This is a genomic window from Sphingomonas sp. S2-65 (assembly GCF_021513175.1).
Lineage (GTDB): Bacteria > Pseudomonadota > Alphaproteobacteria > Sphingomonadales > Sphingomonadaceae > Sphingomonas.
In genome coordinates this window covers 3765798-3786029 of the sequence record NZ_CP090953.1, presented here as the reverse complement: position 1 = coordinate 3786029, position 20232 = coordinate 3765798, and the positions used below count along the sequence as shown (strand labels likewise).

At 63.9% G+C, this 20232-nt stretch carries 19 protein-coding genes; 12 read left to right on the top strand and 7 right to left on the bottom strand.

The features are described 5' to 3' along the window. Positions 1–45 precede the first annotated feature (45 nt). Positions 46–1392: a nucleotide sugar dehydrogenase gene (locus tag LZ586_RS18015; protein WP_235077669.1), complete on the top strand. Its 1347-nt coding sequence runs from the start codon at positions 46–48 to the stop codon at positions 1390–1392. A 29-nt stretch (positions 1393–1421) separates the two neighbouring features. Here LZ586_RS18015 and galU read toward each other — a convergent pair whose 3' ends face one another. After that, positions 1422–2288 (bottom strand): UTP--glucose-1-phosphate uridylyltransferase GalU, encoded by an 867-nt coding sequence (gene galU, locus LZ586_RS18010; RefSeq protein ID WP_235077668.1) that lies wholly within the window; start codon positions 2286–2288, stop codon positions 1422–1424. A gap of 168 nt (positions 2289–2456) precedes the next feature. Between galU and LZ586_RS18005 the strand changes: the two genes are divergently transcribed. Genes LZ586_RS18005 through wecC form a run of 3 tightly spaced genes read left to right on the top strand, consistent with a single transcriptional unit; the run spans position 2457 to position 5902 of the window. Continuing rightward, a complete protein-coding gene (locus tag LZ586_RS18005) occupies positions 2457–3449 on the top strand; it encodes a UDP-glucuronic acid decarboxylase family protein (RefSeq protein WP_235077667.1) in 993 nt (330 codons plus the stop codon). Positions 3450–3492: 43 nt separating this feature from the next. Beyond that, positions 3493–4623: a non-hydrolyzing UDP-N-acetylglucosamine 2-epimerase gene (gene wecB, locus LZ586_RS18000; RefSeq protein WP_235077666.1), complete on the top strand. Its 1131-nt coding sequence runs from the start codon at positions 3493–3495 to the stop codon at positions 4621–4623. Then, on the top strand, positions 4607–5902 hold the full coding sequence (wecC, locus tag LZ586_RS17995) for a UDP-N-acetyl-D-mannosamine dehydrogenase (RefSeq protein WP_235077665.1): 1296 nt from the start codon (positions 4607–4609) through the stop codon (positions 5900–5902). Before wecB ends, wecC begins: the two co-directional genes overlap by 17 nt. Before the next feature lie 7 nt (positions 5903–5909). Here the strand turns inward: wecC and LZ586_RS17990 are convergent, their stop codons facing one another. Then, complete coding sequence (locus tag LZ586_RS17990; protein ID WP_235077664.1) at positions 5910–6845, bottom strand: M48 family metalloprotease; 936 nt, start codon at positions 6843–6845, stop codon at positions 5910–5912. A gap of 407 nt (positions 6846–7252) precedes the next feature. On the opposite strand from LZ586_RS17990, the gene LZ586_RS17985 reads away from it, so the two are divergent. Together LZ586_RS17985 and LZ586_RS17980 are read left to right on the top strand one after the other, a co-directional pair. Next, complete coding sequence (locus LZ586_RS17985) at positions 7253–7474, top strand: hypothetical protein (protein WP_235077663.1); 222 nt, start codon at positions 7253–7255, stop codon at positions 7472–7474. Positions 7475–7594: 120 nt separating this feature from the next. Continuing rightward, complete coding sequence (locus LZ586_RS17980) at positions 7595–8365, top strand: metallophosphoesterase family protein (protein ID WP_235077662.1); 771 nt, start codon at positions 7595–7597, stop codon at positions 8363–8365. Between the two features lie 39 nt (positions 8366–8404). On the opposite strand, the gene LZ586_RS17975 is transcribed toward LZ586_RS17980, so the two are convergent. The 5 genes from LZ586_RS17975 to LZ586_RS17955 form a co-directional block, all read right to left on the bottom strand. Continuing rightward, the gene (locus LZ586_RS17975; RefSeq protein WP_235077661.1) at positions 8405–9025 is read right to left on the bottom strand and encodes an FKBP-type peptidyl-prolyl cis-trans isomerase; all 621 of its coding nucleotides are present in this window, start codon (positions 9023–9025) and stop codon (positions 8405–8407) included. A gap of 87 nt (positions 9026–9112) precedes the next feature. Further along, positions 9113–9319 carry a 30S ribosomal protein S21 gene (gene rpsU, locus LZ586_RS17970; protein WP_019368605.1) on the bottom strand — a complete coding sequence of 69 codons (207 nt, stop codon included), beginning with the start codon at positions 9317–9319 and terminating at the stop codon, positions 9113–9115. 126 nt (positions 9320–9445) lie between these two features. Continuing rightward, positions 9446–9832, bottom strand: coding sequence for a response regulator (locus tag LZ586_RS17965; protein ID WP_235077660.1), 387 nt, complete (start codon positions 9830–9832; stop codon positions 9446–9448). Positions 9833–9894: 62 nt separating this feature from the next. After that, positions 9895–12231 (bottom strand): ATP-binding protein, encoded by a 2337-nt coding sequence (locus LZ586_RS17960; RefSeq protein ID WP_235077659.1) that lies wholly within the window; start codon positions 12229–12231, stop codon positions 9895–9897. Between the two features lie 116 nt (positions 12232–12347). Beyond that, positions 12348–13121, bottom strand: a complete 774-nt coding sequence (locus tag LZ586_RS17955; protein WP_235077658.1) for an EAL domain-containing protein — start codon at positions 13119–13121, stop codon at positions 12348–12350. Between LZ586_RS17955 and LZ586_RS17950 the strand changes: the two genes are divergently transcribed. From LZ586_RS17950 to LZ586_RS17925, 6 genes are all read left to right on the top strand, one after another. Then, a complete protein-coding gene (locus LZ586_RS17950; protein ID WP_235077657.1) occupies positions 13092–13538 on the top strand; it encodes a hypothetical protein in 447 nt (148 codons plus the stop codon). The two genes, LZ586_RS17955 and LZ586_RS17950, sit on opposite strands and share 30 nt — an antisense overlap. A gap of 688 nt (positions 13539–14226) precedes the next feature. After that, on the top strand, positions 14227–15543 hold the full coding sequence (locus LZ586_RS17945; RefSeq protein ID WP_235077656.1) for a UDP-glucose dehydrogenase family protein: 1317 nt from the start codon (positions 14227–14229) through the stop codon (positions 15541–15543). A 123-nt stretch (positions 15544–15666) separates the two neighbouring features. Beyond that, positions 15667–16620 (top strand): sulfate adenylyltransferase subunit CysD, encoded by a 954-nt coding sequence (cysD, locus tag LZ586_RS17940; RefSeq protein WP_235077655.1) that lies wholly within the window; start codon positions 15667–15669, stop codon positions 16618–16620. Further along, entirely contained in the window at positions 16620–18533 is a 1914-nt protein-coding gene (cysN, locus tag LZ586_RS17935) for a sulfate adenylyltransferase subunit CysN (protein WP_235077654.1), read from the top strand. Before cysD ends, cysN begins: the two co-directional genes overlap by 1 nt. Before the next feature lie 16 nt (positions 18534–18549). After that, positions 18550–19287 (top strand): 3'(2'),5'-bisphosphate nucleotidase CysQ, encoded by a 738-nt coding sequence (locus LZ586_RS17930; protein ID WP_235077653.1) that lies wholly within the window; start codon positions 18550–18552, stop codon positions 19285–19287. Between the two features lie 43 nt (positions 19288–19330). After that, a complete protein-coding gene (locus LZ586_RS17925; protein WP_235077652.1) occupies positions 19331–20203 on the top strand; it encodes an HpcH/HpaI aldolase/citrate lyase family protein in 873 nt (290 codons plus the stop codon). Positions 20204–20232 lie beyond the last annotated feature (29 nt).

Here is a 20232-nt window from a genome sequence, read left to right as displayed (position 1 = left end):
GTGATGAACGCAGTTGCGCTGTGATTCATACCGACGGGAACTTACATGAGCATCGAATGGCCGGCCCATGGCCTGAAGCTTCAGGCGCGCATTGAGACCGGGACAGCAAAGATCGGGGTGGTCGGCATGGGCTATGTCGGCCTGCCGCTTGCAGTAGCCTTCTGCGAAGCTGATTGCTCTGTGCTGGCCTTCGATCTCGACGACGCCAAAGTCGAAGCGCTTTCCGCCGGTAGCAGCTACATCAAGCACATCGACAGCGGGCGTATTGCACCTTTGGTGAAGGCGCTGAAGCTAGAAGCGACCTTGGATCTCAGCCGACTGGCCGAAGCGGACGTCGTGCTGATCTGCGTACCCACTCCGCTGACGCGCCATCTTGAACCCGACCTTAGATATGTCGAGGCGACGACTACCGCGATTGCCAAGACGCTCCGCAAAGGACAGCTGATCATCCTGGAGTCCACAACTTACCCCGGGACGACGCGCGATGTCATGCAGCCGATCCTCGAAGCGAAGGGACTGAAGGCCGGATCAGATTTCTTTCTCGCCTACTCGCCCGAACGAGAAGATCCCGGCAATCCGACATACTCGACCACACAAATCCCCAAAGTCGTTGGTGCAGACGACGCGGTGTCCGCCGGACTGGCTTCAGCGGTGTATCGCCGCATAGTCCCTAAGACGATCTCCGTGTCGTCGGCGGCGACAGCGGAGGCAGTAAAAATAACCGAAAACGTATTCCGAGCGGTCAACATAGCGCTCGTCAACGAATTGAAACTCATCTTCACTGCGATGAACATTGATGTCTGGGAAGTGATCGACGCAGCCAAATCCAAGCCGTTCGGCTTTATGCCGTTTTATCCCGGGCCAGGTTTGGGGGGCCATTGCATCCCCATCGACCCGTTTTATCTGACCTGGAAGGCGCGTGAGTACAACCAGCATACGCGCTTCATCGAATTAGCCGGCCAGATCAATGCCGACATGCCCGCTCATGTGATCCGCGTAATGGCTGATACGCTCGACGCGCGTTTTGGCAGAGGCTTGCGAAACGCTCGCGTGTTGGTGCTGGGTGTCGCGTACAAGAAGAACGTCGACGATATTCGCGAGAGTCCGGCACTGCGCCTTATGGAAATGATCGAGGCGCGTGGGGCGGTTGCCGATTTCCACGATCCGTATGTGCCGCAGATCAATGGAACGCGCGAGCATCCGACGTTGAACTATCGCGAGGGGATCGCCTGGGATGCTGACGTGATCGCGCGATACGATGCCGTACTGATCGCGACCGATCACGACGGCATCGATTATCGCGAGCTCGCCGCGTCGGCCAAGCTAGTGATCGATACGCGAAATGCCTGCGCAAAAGCTGGCGTCGTCAGTGACAAAGTCGTGCGCGCCTGATTGCAGAATCCTGCGCGCGCGACGCGCGATCAACGAATAGTGTCGAGGAAGGAGCGAACGGAGGGAGCGATGTCCTCGCGCTCCAGCGCAACCGCAATATTGGCTTGAATGAAGCCGGCCTTGTCGCCGCAGTCGTACCGTTTGCCTTGGTAGGTTACGCCATGGAACGGCTGGTTTCCGATCATGCGAGCCATGGCATCGGTCAGCTGGATTTCACCACCAGCACCCGCCTCCTGCCCGTCGAGCACTTGCATCACCTCTGGCTGAAGGATGTAGCGCCCGATCACGGACAGGTTCGAAGGCGCGGTACCGGGCTTCGGCTTCTCGACAAGGCCCCGGACCTCCGTGAGGGTGCCGTCCTGCTCGCCTGGCGTGATGATGCCATACCGATGCGTCTGGTCGTCCGGTACGATCTCGGCGCACAGCAGATTACCGCCGACGCGGTTATATGCGTCCACCATCTGCTTCAGGCAGCCCGGCTTGCCGAGCATGAAATCATCGGCAAGCAGCACCGCAAACGGCTCGTCGCCAACGATGTCTCTCGCACACCAGACCGCATGCCCGAGGCCCATCGGTTCCTGCTGGCGAACATAGGCAATCGCGCCCGGCTTCAATTTGGTAGCATCGAGCACATCAAGCGACTTGCCGCGCTCGTTCATGGTGGCTTCGAGCTCGAACGCAATGTCGAAGTGATCTTCGATCGCGTGCTTACCCCGGCCGGTGACGAAGATCATCTGTTGGATGCCCGCCTCCATAGCCTCCTCAACGGCATATTGTATCAACGGGCGATCGACGACGGGTAGCATCTCCTTCGGCATCGCCTTCGTTGCAGGAAGGAACCGGGTGCCGAGACCACCGACAGGAAACACGGCCTTTCGCAACGGCTTGAACATCAATTTCTCCGAGACACGTGAAACCCCTCAGGTGTGAGCCACCGCCTTCCGCAAAGACGCAGACTGGTCAACCCTCGGTGGCAGCTTCTTCAGGAATGTAGAAGCGGACGGAGAAAAAACGCAGCGACAACGTTACGGCTCCAACACAGCATGAAAATAAAAGGGGGTGCTATGAGTCTGACGGAGCCCAAACGCATTCTGGTGACCGGCGGCGCCGGCTTCATCGGATCGCACTTGTGCAGCCGGCTGCTGATGCGGGGCTGCGAGGTGCTTTGCGTCGACAACTTCTACACAGGCCGGCGGGAGAATATCGAGCACCTTCTGGGCTCTCCCAAATTCGAATTGCTGCGGCACGACGTGAACTTCCCGCTCTATGTCGAGGTCGACCGCATCTTCAATCTCGCCTGCCCTGCCTCGCCGATCCACTATCAGGCGGATCCCGTTCAGACGACGAAGACCAGCGTGATGGGCGCGATCAACATGCTCGGCCTGGCCAAGCGCGTGAAGGCGCCGATCCTGCAAGCGTCGACCAGCGAGGTTTATGGCGACCCTGCGGTCCACCCGCAGCCTGAAAGCTATTGGGGCAACGTCAACCCGATCGGGCCGCGTTCGTGCTATGACGAGGGCAAACGCTGTGCCGAGACGCTGTTCTTCGATTATCATCGCCAGCATGCCTTGCAGACCAAGGTCATTCGCATCTTCAACACCTATGGTCCCCGGATGCATCCGGGGGATGGGCGGGTAGTTTCGAACTTCATTGTCCAGGCGCTGACGGGCGAGCCAATTACGATCTATGGGGATGGGAGCCAGACTCGGTCGTTCTGCTATGTAGACGATCTTGTTGACGGTATCATCGCGATGATGGACACGCCCGCGGACGTTATCGGCCCCGTAAACCTCGGAAATCCGGGCGAATTTACGATGCTGGAGCTGGCAGAGCTGGTTCGAGAGCTGGTCGGGTCGAGCGTCGAGATCATCCACAAGCCATTGCCTGCCGACGATCCGCGGCAGCGCAAGCCCGACATCACCCAGGCCAAGAAGCTGCTGAACTGGGAGCCGAAAATCCAGCTGCGCGAGGGGCTTACGCGGACAATCGAATATTTCGACGGAACGCTGCAGACCCGCTCGCTGACCTTCGCACGCAATCTGCGGATGGCCAGCTGAGCGCCCTTACCCCGTTTTAAGCTTGATCGATTAGGACGGGAAAATGGCGAAATCCAAGGTACTTTTCGTCTTCGGCACACGTCCCGAGGCGATCAAACTGTTTCCGGTGATCCGCACGCTCCAGGCCCATGGCGGCATGGAGGTGCGGACCTGCGTCACCGCCCAGCATCGCGGACTGCTGGACCAAGTGCTGTCAATTGCCGGTCTGACGCCCGACATCGACCTGGACATCATGACTCCCGGACAGTCGCTGGACGAGCTCAGCGCGCGGCTGCTGACGGGCCTGGGGCGGGTCCTGGATGCCGAGAAGCCGGATCGAGTAATCGTCCAGGGAGACACCGCGACGGCGATGGTCGGCGCGCTCGCGGCCTATTATCGCAAGGTCAACGTCGGGCATGTCGAAGCCGGGCTGCGCTCCGGAGACATCTACCAGCCCTGGCCCGAGGAAGTGAATCGCCGCATCGTCGCGACGATCGCCGACCAACATTTCGCCCCCACTCAGACCGCGGCGGACGCGCTGCTGCGAGAAAATGTCGTAGCCGCCACGGTGCACGTCACCGGCAACACGGTGATCGACGCCCTGCATATCACGCGCGCCCAGATCGAAGCCGATCCTTCGTTGGCCGCCGGGCTCGATCCGATCGCAGCCCGCTTCGCCGGCAAGCGGATCGTGCTGGTCACGACGCATCGGCGCGAGAATTTCGGCGACGGCATGGCCGGAATCGCCCAGGCGCTCGGCCGGATCGCGCAGCGGCCCGACATGGCCATTCTGTTTCCAATGCACCCCAACCCCAATGTCGTGTCGGTCATGGACGATGTGCTGGGCCACCAGCCCAACATCGCGCGCATCGACCCGCTCGACTACCCGCATTTCATCCGCGCACTCGGCATGGCACACATCGTCCTGTCCGACTCTGGGGGCGTGCAGGAAGAAGCGCCCGCACTCGGCAAGCCAGTGCTGGTCATGCGGGAGACGACCGAGCGGCCCGAGGGCGTAGCGGCGGGCACCGCAAAGCTCGTCGGCACCGATCCCGAGCGCATCGTTTCCGAAATCTCAACCCTCCTCGACGTACCCGATAGCTATTCGGCCATGGCCCGCGCCCATAATCCCTTCGGCGACGGCCATGCCGCACAGCGTATCGCGGGGATCGTCGCACATGGTTTCGGGCTCTGAACTGAAGGTCTGCGTTCTGGGGCTCGGCTATATCGGCCTGCCCACCGCTGCGGTTATCGCCCGCACGGGCGCACAGGTTGTCGGCGTGGACGTGCACCAGCATGTCGTCGACACGGTAAATTCGGGCAAGGTGCATATCGAGGAGATCGACCTGGACGGCCTGGTGTCGGGCGTGGTTGCGCGCGGCAATCTGCGCGCCTCGCTTGATATCGAGCCCGCGGAGGTGTTCGTGATCGCCGTCCCCACTCCGTTTCGCGACGATCATACGCCCGACATTGGCTATGTGCTGAAGGCGGCAACGGCCATCGCGACCGTGCTCAAGACAGGCGACGTGGTGGTCCTGGAGTCCACGTCACCGGTAGGAACGACCGAACAGGTCGCCGCGCTTCTCGGGCAACTCCGGCCCGACCTGAAGATTCCCGGCCACTGCGCCGGCAGTGCGGATGTCGCGATCGCCTATTGCCCCGAGCGCGTGCTTCCCGGGCGTATCCTGGTGGAACTGATCGACAACGACCGAGTGATCGGCGGCGTCACCCCGCGTTGCGCGCGCAAGGCGTTGCAATTCTATCGCCGGTTCGTGCGCGGTGCGTGCGTCACCACATCGGCCAAGGCAGCGGAGATGACCAAGCTTAGCGAGAACGCTTTTCGCGACGTGAACATCGCCTTTGCCAATGAGCTGTCGATGATCGCGGAGAAGATGGGGGTCGATGTCTGGGAAGTGATCCGCCTCGCCAATCGGCACCCGCGCGTCAACATCCTGTCACCCGGGCCTGGGGTGGGCGGGCACTGCATCGCCGTGGACCCGTGGTTCCTGGTGAGCGCCGCCCCGGAGCGTACGCCCCTGATCCGCACCGCCCGCGAAGTGAATGACGGCAAGATCCTGCATGTCGTCGACACGGCATCGTCGATGATCGCCGCGCATCCGGGTGCGAAGGTCGGGTGCCTGGGGTTGGCGTTCAAAGCCAATATCGACGATTTCCGGGAGAGCCCGGCGCTGAAGGTCGCCCGCGAACTCGCCCATCGCTTCGGCGATCGAATCGCCATCGTCGAGCCCTATGCCGCGGCGCTGCCCGACGCGTTCGCCGGCAGCGGCGCGTGCCTGATCGACGTCGATTCGGCGCTGGAAGCGTGCGACATCCTGATCGTGCTGGTGGACCACGACGTGTTCCGATCGATCCCGCTCGACGAGCGTGCCGACAAACTGGTCTATGACACGCGAGGTATTTGGCAGGATCAGCCGCGATCGCTGCCGGCGGAACCGCTGAGACTTGTCGGCTGATCCGGGATTACTGGCGGATCAGCAGGGACTGCCAGTCCCCGTCCAGCGGCTGATCCCGCTGCGCTATCAGGCCGGGTACAATCGGCCGCTCGGGGTGCGCCGCGATCTTTCCGATCTCCGCCAACAAGGTCCTCACCCGGTCGCGCCAATGCGGATGTGAGCGGGTCCGGAAGATGCCGCCGGCCTTGCTGGGCCCGAATGCTTTCCAGAAGGCGATGGATACGTTGGGATCATAGCCGGCGTTCGCGAGCAGATAGACCGACAGCAAGTCGGCCTGGATCTCGGTCTGCCGGAAATACTTCACGCTGCCGCCGAAGCCCGAAAGCATGCCGAAGTTGACGCCGCGCGCGTCCAGCCGGTCGCGATGGTGCAGGATATTATGCGACAGCTCATGCGCGACGGCAGCCGCGACCTGCTCCCGCGAATAGGTGTCCAGAAATGCCGAGCTGATCTGAACCATCGAACCATCGGCCGAAGCCCGGAAATCACTGGCCAGTCGAAGCTCGAACCGGGATTTGCAGATCGGCACCGGATTGACAGTGACGCGCACCGGCTTGCCCGCCCGCACTGCCTCCACGACGATCGGAGTGTCGATCGGCAGCGCCGCGAGGGCAAGCTGCGCGGCAACCAGACGGTCGGTGCTGCCCGGTTTTCCGGCAACCTGGGAGACGGCAACGCTGCCGACCCGGACCAGCGAATCGTCCGCGCGAAGGCCCGCCCGATCGGCCGGACTGTTCGGCACGACTCCCTCCACCGCGACCGGTGTGGCGAAGCCGAAGTGGGACTCGGCACCCTTGCGGGAGCTGCTTTCGAACTGATCCAAGGTGTGGATCTGCATTCCCAGACCAGGCTCCTGCCGGTCGCACAGCGCCACGTTGTTCGACGCCAGGCGCCAGCCGATCGTCGCGAGCGCCATGTCCGCCTGCCGAATCTCTTCGAACATGGCGGCGGATTCGGGCGCCCGCTGGTCTGCGGACGCAGCTCCCTCAAGAGAAAGGAGGGCGAAGAACGAGCCGGCTGCGGCAGCGATAGGGTGCATGCAGAGGTCCCTACCACTCCGGCGAATCGTCGCGCCATGACAATTTGAGCCTCGACGGCCAGCGGTGCGATGGCATCGACGTGTTGTTAAGTGTCTTGGCGCTAGTGCTACGCCGCGTTATGGACCTGACGCGCACGCACCACGGGTCGGTTTTGCGGGCAAGAGTACGGATATACCGGACCAGTGTTGCATCCGGGCCACGGCGACCATAATCGCGCCGGGTTCGGGAAATGGAGGTGTTGTCGTTTTGGGCGACCTATGTCATAGGCGCGCTGAACGAGAGCACCGGAGCTCGAAGAGGGAGTATTTTTATGTTCACTAAGCTTCTCGCGGCAGCTGCCGTCGCCACCCTGGCAACCGCACCTGTCATGGCGGCTCCGGCTGCCAAGCTTTCGCTTTCGCGCGCGTCGACCGCGGGTGACAAGGAAAGCGATATCGCTTCTGCAGCCATCATCGGCGTGATCGCTACCGTCGCCATCGTCGGCGGTGCGGTTGTCCTGGCTGACAACGACGACGATTCCGACAGCAACTAAGCTTTCGGTACCGTCTGAGAGTTACGAGTGGCGGCCTAACGGCCGCCACTTTTCTTTTGTGTACTCCTGCTCGTGTCACGCAGGCCCGCTTGCCGAACGAGCAGAACCGGGCCTGTCCAGATGCTGAAGAACCTGTTTTCCCGACGGCCGCGCGCCAGCAAAGCGCCGCAAGCATCGCTCCCCGAGGGTGAGCGCGTCTACGCCGTGGGCGATATCCACGGCCGGCTGGATCTGCTCGAACAGCTTATCGCGACGATCGAGCATGACGATGCCCGCCGCGATCCGGCCAACACTACCATCATCTTCCTGGGCGATCTGATCGATCGCGGGCCGCAATCGGCGCAGGTGATCGACCGGCTGTCGCGGTTCCAGCGCGAGCGCGCGGAGGGCGCCACCCGGCTTCTACTGGGCAATCACGAGGAAGTGTTCCTCACCGCGGCAGCGGGCGACGAGAAGAGCTTGCGCTTCTTCACCAAGATCGGGGGGCGCGAGACCATCCTCAGCTATGGCATGACCGAGGAACAGTATGACCAGCTGGATTATCCAGACCTGCTAGCCGCGTTCCAGCAGAGCGTTCCGGCCGAACACGTCGCCTTCCTGTCGGGCTTCGAAGACCTTATCGTGTTGGGGGACTATGCGTTCGTGCATGCCGGTATCCGGCCGACCGAGCCGCTCAGCCGGCAGAACAGCAAGGACCTGCGCTGGATTCGAGAAGGATTTCTGGACGTGACCGGCCCCTTCGAAAAGGTGGTGGTGCACGGCCACACCATCGTCGCTGACGTGGAGGAACTGCCGAACCGGATCGCGCTCGACACCGGCGCCTATCGGTCGGGCAAGCTCACGGCGATGGGGTTCGAGGCAGACCGGCGCTGGATCCTGAGCGCCAGCTAAAGTCAGGAACGCCTTCCCGGCGTTCCTGAAACCCTGGTCTTACTGGCCGGGCATCGCCGGGGGCGGACCGCCCGGTGCGCCACCCTGACCACCCTGCTGCTGCTGCTGCATCATCTGCTGCATCATCATCTGCTGGATGACCGCAGCGGGCACCAGGTCGCTCATCTGGACATCGAAGATCAGGACCTTGTCCGCCAATTCGCTGCCAGGACCCTGAGCCCCCGGCTCCGCGCCATAGCCGAGGCGCGGCGGGAGCCAGAAACGGTAGTGCGAACCCTTGCGCATCAGCTTCACACCCTCGGTGAAGCCAGGGATCATCGGCTGACCAAGCTGGAAGCGCATCGGCGCAGAAGGCTGGAATTCGCTGCCGTCGCGCAGGTTGCCGTGGATGGTCAGCGACACGCCGTCCTGCTCGTTCGGCGTCGGGCCCGAACCCGCCTTCAACACCTGGTACTGAAGACCGGATGCAGTGGTGTGAACGCCTGAGCGTCCCTTGTTCCATGCGAGAAACTGTTCGTTGGTGCCCCTGGCGGCGACCTGGGCACGGGTTCCGACCCAGGCGAGCCCGCCGGCCAGCAGGATGGCGGCCAGAATGCCGATCCAGAGCCAGATCTTGTAAGCACGCTTGACGGGCTGGAGCGGAACGGCGGTCACCGACATCGAACAATTCCTCGACACGGCGTTCCGCCGCTTAGCTTCACACCAGCCCGCAATCCCGATCGGATTCAGCGGGCAACCGCAAGGATCTTACCGTGCGCTGTCACGCTCCACGCGCTTGCGCTCGAGCTTGCGGGCGCGGCGCACGGCGGCAGCACGCTCGCGAGCGCGCTTCTCGCTCGGCTTCTCGTAGTGACGGCGGAGCTTCATCTCGCGATAGACGCCCTCACGCTGCAGCTTCTTCTTGAGCGCCCGCAGCGCCTGGTCGACATTGTTGTCGCGAACGATGATTTGCATAAAGCCGTAGAGCTCCGATTTGTTCAATAGCAAGAGGCCGCCGGAACCCAAGCTCGCGGCGTCGTGGCCGGGCACGTAACAGGCCCCGCCTCCGGTTTCAAGAAGAGAGTGCCGGGCGCGCGCGCCTTAGACGATCATTCCGCCGCCGCGGATCGCCAGGACCCGGCCGATCGCGTCGAACAGAGCGTCCATCGCGACGGGTTTGAACAAGAGGTCGTCGGCGCCCAGGGCCAGGCACCGCTCCCGCAGATCGACCGCGGTGTCCGCGGTCACCACGATGATCGGCAGTTCCGCCTTGGCATCACCGCGCGCGCGGATCCGCTGAATCGTTTCGAAGCCATCCACGCCCGGCATCCGCAAATCGACCAGCACCACATCGAACGTATCCGAGTCGATCATCGCCAGGCCTTCTTCGGCCCAGCTCGCTTCGGCCATCGTGGCGCCCGCCACGTCGAGCATGTCCTTGACCACCCTGCGGTTCATGGGGTCGTCTTCGATGAAGAGGATGTTCATGCGGGAAGAGAGCGCGGGAGGATGTTCAACGACGTGGCCTTTTTTCGATCATCTGAGCTGCGCTATTGCGCTATTGCACTTGAGACAAGCGCGCTGGGCCGATCGCCGGTAAATTCCACCCTGCCGGACGGAAGGAGCGCCGCGATGAGGTCGCTTCCGGCGACGGGCTTTTGGATGATCCGCTCGGCGCCCCTGATCCGCAGCGCCTCGCGGATGTCGGGGTCCGACTTGGTCCAGAGCGCCACCACTCTCGCACCCTTGGCAGCGCCAGCCAGCGCCGCGACCGCGCCGAGGGGATCGTCCCGCGTGGCTCTCAGCGTGGCCTCCTCGACCAGGAGAGCCGCCACCGGCACGTTCTGAAGTAATGCGGCGGCCTCGTCCGCGGTGGCGGCGAACTGCAAGGTGGCGCCGTGCGGCTCGAGCAAGGTCCGGATCATGCTGCGCGCGATCGGGTTGCGGTCGACGATGAGGATGCACTGGCCGGTGGCGGCCTGGGGGCTGGCCTGTTCGGGCGCGCTTGCGGGAACCAGCGGAAGCTCGACGATGAACTCGGTCCCGTACCCTTCCCTGCTCTTCACGCGGATGCCGCCGCCCATCGCCTCGGCGAGGTTGCGGCTGATGGTCAGCCCGAGCCCGGTCCCGCCGTAGCGGCGCGTGGTGCTCGCATCGACCTGGCGGAACGACTCGAATATGTCCTCCAGCTTCGCGTGGGGGATGCCGATGCCGGTGTCGGCCACCACCAGCTTGAGGTGCCGGTCTCCGTCCTCCCCCTCCGCCACGGCGCGCACGGTGATGCCGCCCTTTGCGGTGAACTTCACGGCGTTGGACAGGAGGTTGAAGACGATCTGGCGCAGCCGCCCGGCGTCGCACACGATCCAGGCGGGGGCGTGGCTGATCTCGAGATGGAACGAAAGCCCCTTGGCGAGGGCCGGCGCCTCCCACATGCACGCCACTTCGCGCAACGTCTCCCGTAGGTCCATCGGCGCGGGGTCGATGGTGAGGTTGCCGGTTTCCATCTTGGCGACATCCAGGATGTCGTCGACCAGGGCACGCATGGTCATGCCGGCGCCGTGCACGACGCCGAGGCGATCCCGGATGTCGGGCGACAGCTTCGCGTCGGACAAGATCACCTGCGTCATGCCGAGGATACCGTTTAGCGGCGTACGGATCTCGTGGCTGGTGGTGGCGAGGAACTCGGTCTTGGCCGCCAGCGCCTTTTCCAGCGCGGCGTTGGTGTGGTGGAGGACCACGTTCGCGCTGCGGACGCGGTTGCGGCTGCGGCGAATCGTGATGATCCCCCAGCTGAGCATGGCGATCACCGCGAGGGTGGCGCCGCCCAGGCTGAGGAACAGGGTCCGCTGGAACTCCGCGGTCTTGCGCAATTGCTCGGTCGTCAGCCGCTCGATGGTCAGCTGCTGGCCCTGATAGTCGAACTTCGCGGCCATCAGCGCGGCACTGGTGGTCGTGGCGACCTTGGCGGCTTCGTCGTCTAGCCGCTTCAGAGACTCGAGATGCGCAAGCGCCAGTCTGGATTGGCCAACTCGGCTAAATATTTTGTACGCGTATATGTGCGCTACCGACAGGTCCGCCGTCGTGGACGAGAGGTCAAGACCGGCAAACGCCTCGCTGATCAGTCGGACTGCGCCCGAGGTGTCGCCACGATCGGCAGCAAGCCTCGCGGCGCTCGCCAGAAGCTGACGCCGGGCCATTGATGTGCCGTCTGACGTCAGAAGCGAAAAGCCGCGCGCGAGCGTCCTTTCCGCAGCGTCGAACTTTCGCAAATCTATCTGCGCACGCGCCAAGTTGCTGAGGATCCGGGATTCGAGGGCAGGGTCCCGCATTTGGCGAGCAGACGCGAGAGCCCGCAAGAACTGCCCCTCCGCCTCTGCGTAACGGTTTGCGCGCAAGAATAAGCCGCCGAGGTTATTACGAAGCGAGAGGGAGAGAAGCGGATCACCCTGATAGGTGTTCGCCGCCTGGACATAGTATCGCTCGGCGCGCGCCAAGTCGCTGGTGACTGAATAGAGGATTGCGATGTTCTGCAATGCCACGGCCGCGCTCCTCGGCTCGCCCGCCTCAGAAAAGATGCGGTATGCGGCGTGGTAATTGGCGAGCGCCTGGGCCGCCCTACCGGCAGCCGCAAAATAGGCGCCCTGGCTCATCAGCAAATCGCCACGAAGCTTCGACGTGCCGTTGGAAGCCTCCAACAGCCGAAGACCGTCCGACAGCAAAGGGCCGGCCCGATCCACCGCGTTCAGCCTGAGCTGGGCTTCCCCTGCCAGCCACCGGGCCGTGGCCAGAGCGACGGTCCGCTCACGGCGATCGCCCAATTGTCGCGCCAGCAGCTCCAAATCCTTGGCGCGTGCCAATGCCTGGTCTGGATCGGCAACCATGCTCATCTTGGCGGCTGTGATGGTCGCCTGGATGGAGGCTTTCTTGGAAGCATCCGGAGCGGCCTCTAGCGGATGAGCCGAGAGGAAAACGCCAATAAGGAGGAGCCTGAAGGCCCAGCGGGTCACGCCCGTTTCCAGAAGCTTTCAGGCCGCACGAACGGGGATTGCCCGCTCACTCCACGGGTCAGATGGGAATCCTGCTGGAGGAATGCTTCCAAGGCATCGATGCCCATTGGTCGGGAAATCAGGAAGCCCTGGACCATGTCGCACCCCATCACGCTTAGAAGCGCCAGCGCGGAGGGCGTCTCGACACCTTCGGCCGTTACTTCCATTTCGAGCGCATGCGCCAGGTCGATGGTGGAACGAACGATCAACGGGTCGCGATTGCTCGATGTCAATTGCATCACGAACATCTTGTCGATCTTCAGTTCGCGCGCCGGGAGCTGCTTTAGATAGGCTAGCGAGGAAAGTCCGGCACCATAGTCGTCGATCGCCAGCTCCACGCCAATTGCGGCGAATTCCTGGAGGTGACGGATAGCACTTTCCGGATCGCGGATAACCGCCGTCTCGGTGATTTCGAAGCCGAGCTTCGCGTTGCTGCCCAACACGATCTCGCATGCCTTTGCGACGAAGGCGACATCGGCCAGCAGCATGCCCGAGATGTTGAGGAAAAGACGGATGTCGTACCCCGCCGCCGCGAGCCGCTTCTGATCCTCGATCACGCGATGCAAGGTCCAGAGCGTCAGCGCGCCTATCTCGCCGGCTTCTTCCGCCACGCTGATGAAGTCGCCGGGGAGGATCAATCCGTGATTTGGGTGCTGCCAACGAAGCAAAGCCTCGGCACTGGCCACTTCTTGCCGCCGGACATGGACCTTGGGTTGATAGTGAAGGAACATCTCCCCGCGCGCCAGTGCAAGCGGAAGCTCCTGCATCATGGTGAGACGGTCGAATGCGATATGCTCGAGAGAAAGGTCGCGAACGACCAGGCGATCCTGAGTGCGAGCTTCATCAAGCGCGGCTTCCGCCGCTTCGATCAGGCGAAGCTCGTCAGACTGCGCTTCGGGAGCTGCGGCCAGGCCGAACCGAAGCTGAAGCGGATGGGGGCCGGCGGCGAACTCGGCGGTGTGGGCGAGACGGTCCCGCAATTCACCGATATCCTCGACCGCGAGCTCCGCGCTTTCGCGGTCGAACGATATCTCTGCCAGTGCACGTCCCGCCGGCGTCACCTGCATGTCGGGGCATGCCGCTGCGATGGCCGCGACAAGGTCACCGATGCGCTGCTCGGCACGCTGGCGGCCCAGGTTGCGACGTAGCCCGACGAAATTCACGATCTCGCAAAGGCACAGGATCCGGAAGCCGCTCTCCTGCTTCGTACCGTCCGTAACGCTGCGTCCCGTTCCGGCACAAGTGTTCGACGGGTTCGTCAGAGAAGGCGCGGGACGCTCATCACCCGTGCCGATGTCGCAAGCCTGAGGAGAGCCGCGCCGCGACCGATCAGCAAAGTCAATGACTTGCGTCTTGGACGAACGGCCAAGTTCTTCCACGTCTGACGATTTCCGCGGGCCTCGAGACATGGCTTTCTCCTAACGGCCCACCGTTGAAGGAAGCGTTAAACGTGCAGAGCACCGCCTTTCCCTTCCATACTACGCAGAAACACTGATTGAAACAGGGTTAAGAAGCCGTTAACGATGTCGGTGCGCACCCAGTGGCGCGCGATGGGAGAAAATCGATGTTCGCTTTGCTTTCTTTTTTCCGCGACGGTGCAGGCGGCGACAACATCCGTCCGTTCTAATCCATACCGTTTGGGCTGGCGCCGTGGACTTCCTGTGAAGACCTGACGTCGGCCCAACGTTGAACCTGACAGAAGAGCGGCCGAAAGGCCGCTTTTTTTATTGCCTGCGTGAAACGATCGCCAGCGTGGCAGGTTGGCATGCGCCTGCCCTTGCGCTACCGCCGGGGTTCGTTAAGGGCGCGTAGGTCCTTCACCCTAGGGGAAATGCGTTGCGTATTGCCATGATCGGCACGGGCTATGTCGGCCTGGTTTCCGGTGCCTGCTTCTCGGATTTCGGCCATGAGGTGGTCTGCGTCGACAAGGATGCCCGCAAGATCGAGCTGCTGCACCAGAACGTCATGCCGATCTACGAGCCGGGCTTGGCAGAACTCGTCGCGACCAACGTTCGGTCGGGACGCCTGTCGTTCACCACCGACCTGGCGGAAGGGGTAAAGGATGCCGACGCGATCTTCATCGCCGTCGGCACCCCCAGCCGGCGCGGCGATGGCCATGCCGACCTTTCCTACGTCTTCGCCGCAGCGCGCGAGATCGCCGAGAACCTCACCAAGCCCAGCGTCATCGTCACCAAGTCCACTGTGCCGGTGGGCACGGGCGACGAGGTTGAGCGGATCATCGCCGAGGTGGCACCGGACAGCGGCGCGAAGGTGGTATCGAATCCCGAGTTCCTGCGCGAAGGCGCCGCGATCGAGGACTTCAAACGGCCCGACCGTGTCGTGGTCGGCACCGACGACGAAGCGGCCCGCGACGTGATGCGGGCGATCTACCGCCCGCTGTCGCTCAACCAGAACGCGCCGGTGCTGTTCACCGGGCGCCGTACGTCCGAGTTGATCAAATACGCCGCCAACGCCTTCCTTGCAGTCAAGATCACCTTCATCAACGAAATTGCCGACCTTTGCGAGGCGGTGGGCGCCGACGTGCAGGAAGTGTCGCGCGGCATCGGCATGGACAACCGTATCGGCGGCAAGTTCCTGCACGCCGGTCCGGGGTATGGGGGCTCGTGCTTCCCCAAGGACACGCTGGCGCTGCTCAAGACCGCCGCCGACAACGATACGCCGCAGCGCATCGTCGAGGCGACCGTGCAGGTCAACGACACGCGCAAGCGCGCCATGGGCCGCAAGGTGATCAAGGCGATGGGCGGCGACGCACATGGCAAGACGGTGGCCGTGCTCGGCCTCACCTTCAAGCCGAACACCGACGACATGCGCGACGCGCCGAGCCTGTCAGTGATCGCGGCGCTCCAGGATGCCGGCGCCAAAGTCCGTGCCTATGATCCCGAGGGTGTCGAACAGGCCAAGCCGATGCTGACCGATGTCGAGTTCTGCGACAGCCCCTATGTCGCTGCGCAAGGCGCGGACGCGCTGGTGATCGTGACCGAGTGGGACGAGTTCCGCGCCCTCGATCTGAAGCGGATCGCCGCCACGCTCAAGACTCCGCTGCTGGTGGATCTGCGCAACATCTATCCGCCCGCTGAAGCCGAGCGCGCCGGGCTCACGCTGGTGGGTGTCGGCAAGCCCAAGCTCGACTGAGCCGGTACGCGCGCTGCTCAAGAGGCGGCGCGCGCCAGCCGAAGACGTCCCACCGGAACCCGGTATGGCAGGCTAAACATAAACTAGATCGCGCGGCGGGGAGGCACTTCCTAAATCCGCGCGATGCTATCTTCCGTGGTCCAAGCGCCAACTTCCCCCGTCGGGCAATCCCCGGCGACGCCACCTCTGACTCATCTTCAGCGGCTCGAGGCGGAGAGCATCCACATCCTGCGCGAAGTAGTCGCGGAGGCTGAGCGGCCGGTGATGCTGTATTCGGTCGGCAAGGACAGCGCCGTGATGCTGCACCTGGCGCGCAAGGCGTTCTACCCGGCTCCCCCGCCCTTCCCGCTCCTCCATGTCGACACCACCTGGAAGTTCAAGGCGATGTACGCGCTGCGCGACCGCGCTGCGGCGGCGGCCGGCATGGACCTGATCGTCCACCAGAATCCGGAGGCGCTGGCGAAGGACATCAACCCCTTCGATCATGGCAGCCTTCACACCGATCTGTGGAAGACCGAGGGCCTTAAGCAGGCATTGGACCAATATGGCTTCGATGCGGCGTTCGGCGGCGCGCGGCGGGACGAAGAAAAGAGCCGCGCGAAGGAGCGCATCTTCTCGTTCCGAACCGCCACGCACCGCTGGGACCCGAAGAATCAGCGTCCCGAATTGTGGCGCCTGTACAATGCCCGGAAGAACAAGGGCGAGAGCATCCGTGCATTCCCGCTGTCGAATTGGACCGAGCTCGACATCTGGCAATATATCTTGGCGGAGAACATCGAGATCGTGCCGCTATACTTCGCCGCCAGGCGGCCGACGGTGGAGCGCGACGGGCTGCTGCTGATGGTGGACGATGCGCGCTTCCGGCTGGAGCCTGGCGAAGTACCGGTCGAGCGTTCGGTGCGGTTCCGGACGTTGGGCTGCTATCCGCTGACCGGAGCAGTGGAAAGCGAGGCCGCGACGCTGGAGCAGGTCATCCAGGAGATGCTGCTTACCACCACCTCCGAAAGGCAGGGGCGCGCCATCGATCACGACCAGAGCGCGAGCATGGAGAAAAAGAAGCAGGAGGGGTATTTCTGATGACCTCCTATCGCCCCGACGCGCTGATCGCGTCCGACATCGCCGCCTACCTGCACCAGCACCAGAACAAGTCGCTGCTGCGCTTCATCACCTGCGGATCGGTCGATGACGGCAAGTCGACGCTGATCGGCCGGTTGTTGTACGATTCCAAGATGATCTTCGAGGATCAGCTGGCCAGCCTGGAGGCGGACAGCAAGCGCCTGGGCACCCAGGGTCAGGAGATCGACTTCGCGCTGCTGGTCGATGGTCTCGCCGCCGAGCGCGAACAAGGCATCACGATCGACGTGGCGTACCGCTTCTTCGCGACCGAGAAGCGCAAGTTCATCGTCGCCGATACGCCGGGCCATGAACAATATACCCGCAACATGGTGACGGGTGCGTCGAGCGCGGATCTGGCGGTGATCCTGGTCGACGCGCGCAAGGGCGTGCTCACCCAGACGCGGCGGCACAGCTATCTGTGCCATCTGCTGGGCATCCGCCAGATCGTGCTGGCGGTGAACAAGATGGACCTGGTCGGCTATGACCAGCAGGCCTATGACGCGATCGTCCGCGACTATGCCGGTTTCGCGAAGTCGATCGGGATCCGGGACTTCACGGCCATTCCGATTTCCGGGTTCAAGGGCGACAACATCGCGGCACCGTCGGCGAACATGCCGTGGTTCGGCGGCCCCACGCTGCTCGGCCATCTCGAGGCGGTGGCGGTGGATGTCGAAGCGGACCGCGCTCGGCCGTTCCGCATGCCCGTGCAATGGGTCAACCGCCCGAACCTCGACTTTCGTGGTTTCGCCGGCCTGATCGCCAGCGGCACGGTGCGTCCAGGCGACGCGGTTCGGATCCTACCCTCGGGCCGAACGACTCGGATCGGCCGTATCGTCGCATTGGGGGGGGACCGCGACCATGCCGCCGCCGGCGAGTCGGTCACCGTGACGCTGACGGACGAGGTCGACTGCTCGCGCGGTGACGTGATTGCCGCCGCGGACGACGCACCGCAAGCCGCCGACCAGTTCAAGGCCACGATCGTGTGGATGGACCAGGAAGCACTGCTACCCGGGCGCGCTTATTGGCTGAAGCTCGGGACACAGACCGTCAGTGCGGTCGTGCGCGCGCCCGAGCACGTCGTGGACGTGAACACCCTCGCCAAGACTTCGGCGAAGACGCTAGGGTTGAACGACATCGGCGTCGCCGAGATCGCGGTCGACCGCCCGCTGGTGTTCGAGCCCTATGCCGACAGTCACGATCTGGGCGGCTTCATCCTGATCGACAAGGTCAGCAACGCGACGGTAGCGGCCGGCATGCTGCGCCACGCGCTGCGGCACGCGCAGAACGTCCATTGGCAGGCGGTTGAGATCACGCGGGAGGCGCACGCCGCGCAAAAGGGGCAGCAAGCGCGACTGCTGTGGTTCACGGGACTGTCCGGATCGGGCAAGTCGACGATCGCCAATCTGGTCGAAAAGAAGCTGCACGCGCTGGGCAGGCACAGCTTCCTGCTGGACGGCGACAATGTCCGGCACGGGTTGAACCGCGACCTTGGGTTCAGCGACGCGGACCGGGTCGAGAATATCCGCCGCCTGGGCGAGGTCGCCAAGCTGATGACCGATGCCGGGCTGATCGTGCTGACGGCGTTCATCTCGCCTTTCCGCGCCGATCGGGAGATGGTGCGCTCGATGGTTCCCGAGGGCGAATTCTTCGAGATTTTCATCGACACGCCGCTGGAGGTCGCCGAAGCACGCGACGTGAAGGGCCTGTACAAGAAAGCCCGCGCCGGGGAGATCGCCAACTTCACGGGTATTTCCAGCCCGTACGAGGCGCCCGTGAACCCAGAAATCCGTATAGACACGACGCGCTGCACGCCCGAGGATGCGGCCGAACGGATCGTGGAGGAGATTATGGGCATCTGGTCCCCGGTGCTGTGATGGGGAAGCGAGCGGCATGAGCGACGCCGAACTGGCCCGGAGGATCGCCACCGAGACTGGCACGCTGTTGCTGGCCATCCAGAACGACTGCGCCCAGGGCCATCGCGGCGACCGCGAAGCCAACACGCTGATCCTCGACCGGCTTCGCGAGGCGAGGCCCGACGATGCGATCCTGTCGGAGGAATCCGCCGACGACCTGTCGCGTCTCGATCACAAGCGCGTATGGATCGTCGACCCGCTGGATGGCACTCGCGAGTTCGCCGAGCGGCGCGGCGACTGGGCCGTGCATGTCGCGCTCGCCATCGACGGACGTGCCGAGATCGGCGCCGTGGCGCTGCCCCGGCTGGGGGTGACGCTGTCGAGCGAATGCCCGCCCGATCTTCCGCCCCCGCACCATCCTCCCCGCATGCTGGTGAGCCGGTCGCGGGCAAGCAGGCTGTGCGTGGACGTCGGCCACACGCTCGGCGCGCAGCCGGTGCCGATGGGGTCGGCAGGTGCCAAGGCGATGGCCGTGGTGCGCGGCGAAGCCGAGATCTATCTACACTCCGGAGGGCAGCACCAATGGGACAATTGCGCGCCGGTCGCGGTGGCGCTGGCGGCAGGGTTGCACGCGTCGCGCATCGACGGGTCGCCGCTCGTCTACAACCGCGCCGACACCAGCATCCCGGATCTGCTGATCTGCCGAAAGGATCTGGCGCAGTCCGTGCTCGACGCAGTGGCCGCGTGCGGAGGCGATCCGATACCGCAGCGGTGACGGCGCGGTTTACCTCTGCCCGCTGCGGTTCTAGGTCTTGGTGATGACCCATGCCTTGTCTGCGCGTTCGCTGCTGTTCGTCCCGGGCGATTCCGAGCGCAAGCTCGTTCGAGCCGCCTCCAGCGCGGCGGACCTTCTGCTGCTGGACCTCGAGGACGCGGTGGCCTGGGAGAAGAAGGCCGAAGCCCGTGCACTCGTGGCCGAGCGGCTGGCAAGTGCGGAGCGCGCGCAACCTTATTGGGTGCGGATCAACCCGCTCGACAGCGAACATGGCCTGGCCGATCTCGCCGCGGTGGTGCCGAGCAGGCCCGACGGCATCATGCTTCCAAAGGCCACCCGTGCCGAGGCGGACCGGCTGCACCATTATCTCACCGCGCTGGAAGTCGCCGCGGGTCTGCCCCGCGGCGGCATCCCGACGATGGTCGTGGCGACCGAAACCGCCCCAGCCTTGTTCGGGCTCGGCGACTATGCGGGCTGTCCGCGGCTCGCGGCGCTCACCTGGGGCGCCGAGGACAGCGCCGCAGCACTGGGCGCAAGCGACAACCGCGAAGAGGACGGGGAGTATGCATTCCCCTACCAGCTGTTCCGCGCACTCTGCCTGGCCGGGGCAGCGGCCGCCAAGGTGACGGCGATTGAGACCATCCACGGCGACTTCCGCGACCTTGCCGGGATCGAAAAGGTCGCCGTCAGGGCGCGGCGCGCCGGCTTTCGCGGCATGATGGCGATCCACCCGGACCAGGTGCCGGTGATCAACCGCGCCTTTTCACCCTCGCCAGAAGAGATCGCGCAGGCCGAGCGGGTCCTGGCCGCCTTTGCCGCCAACCCGGGCGCTGGAACGGTTGGGCTCGACGGCGCCATGCTCGACATGCCGCATCTGAAGCGCGCGCAGGCCACACTCGCCTTGCGGGAGCGGTGACCAAGGGCGCGCGCACCAGCCAAATGGCA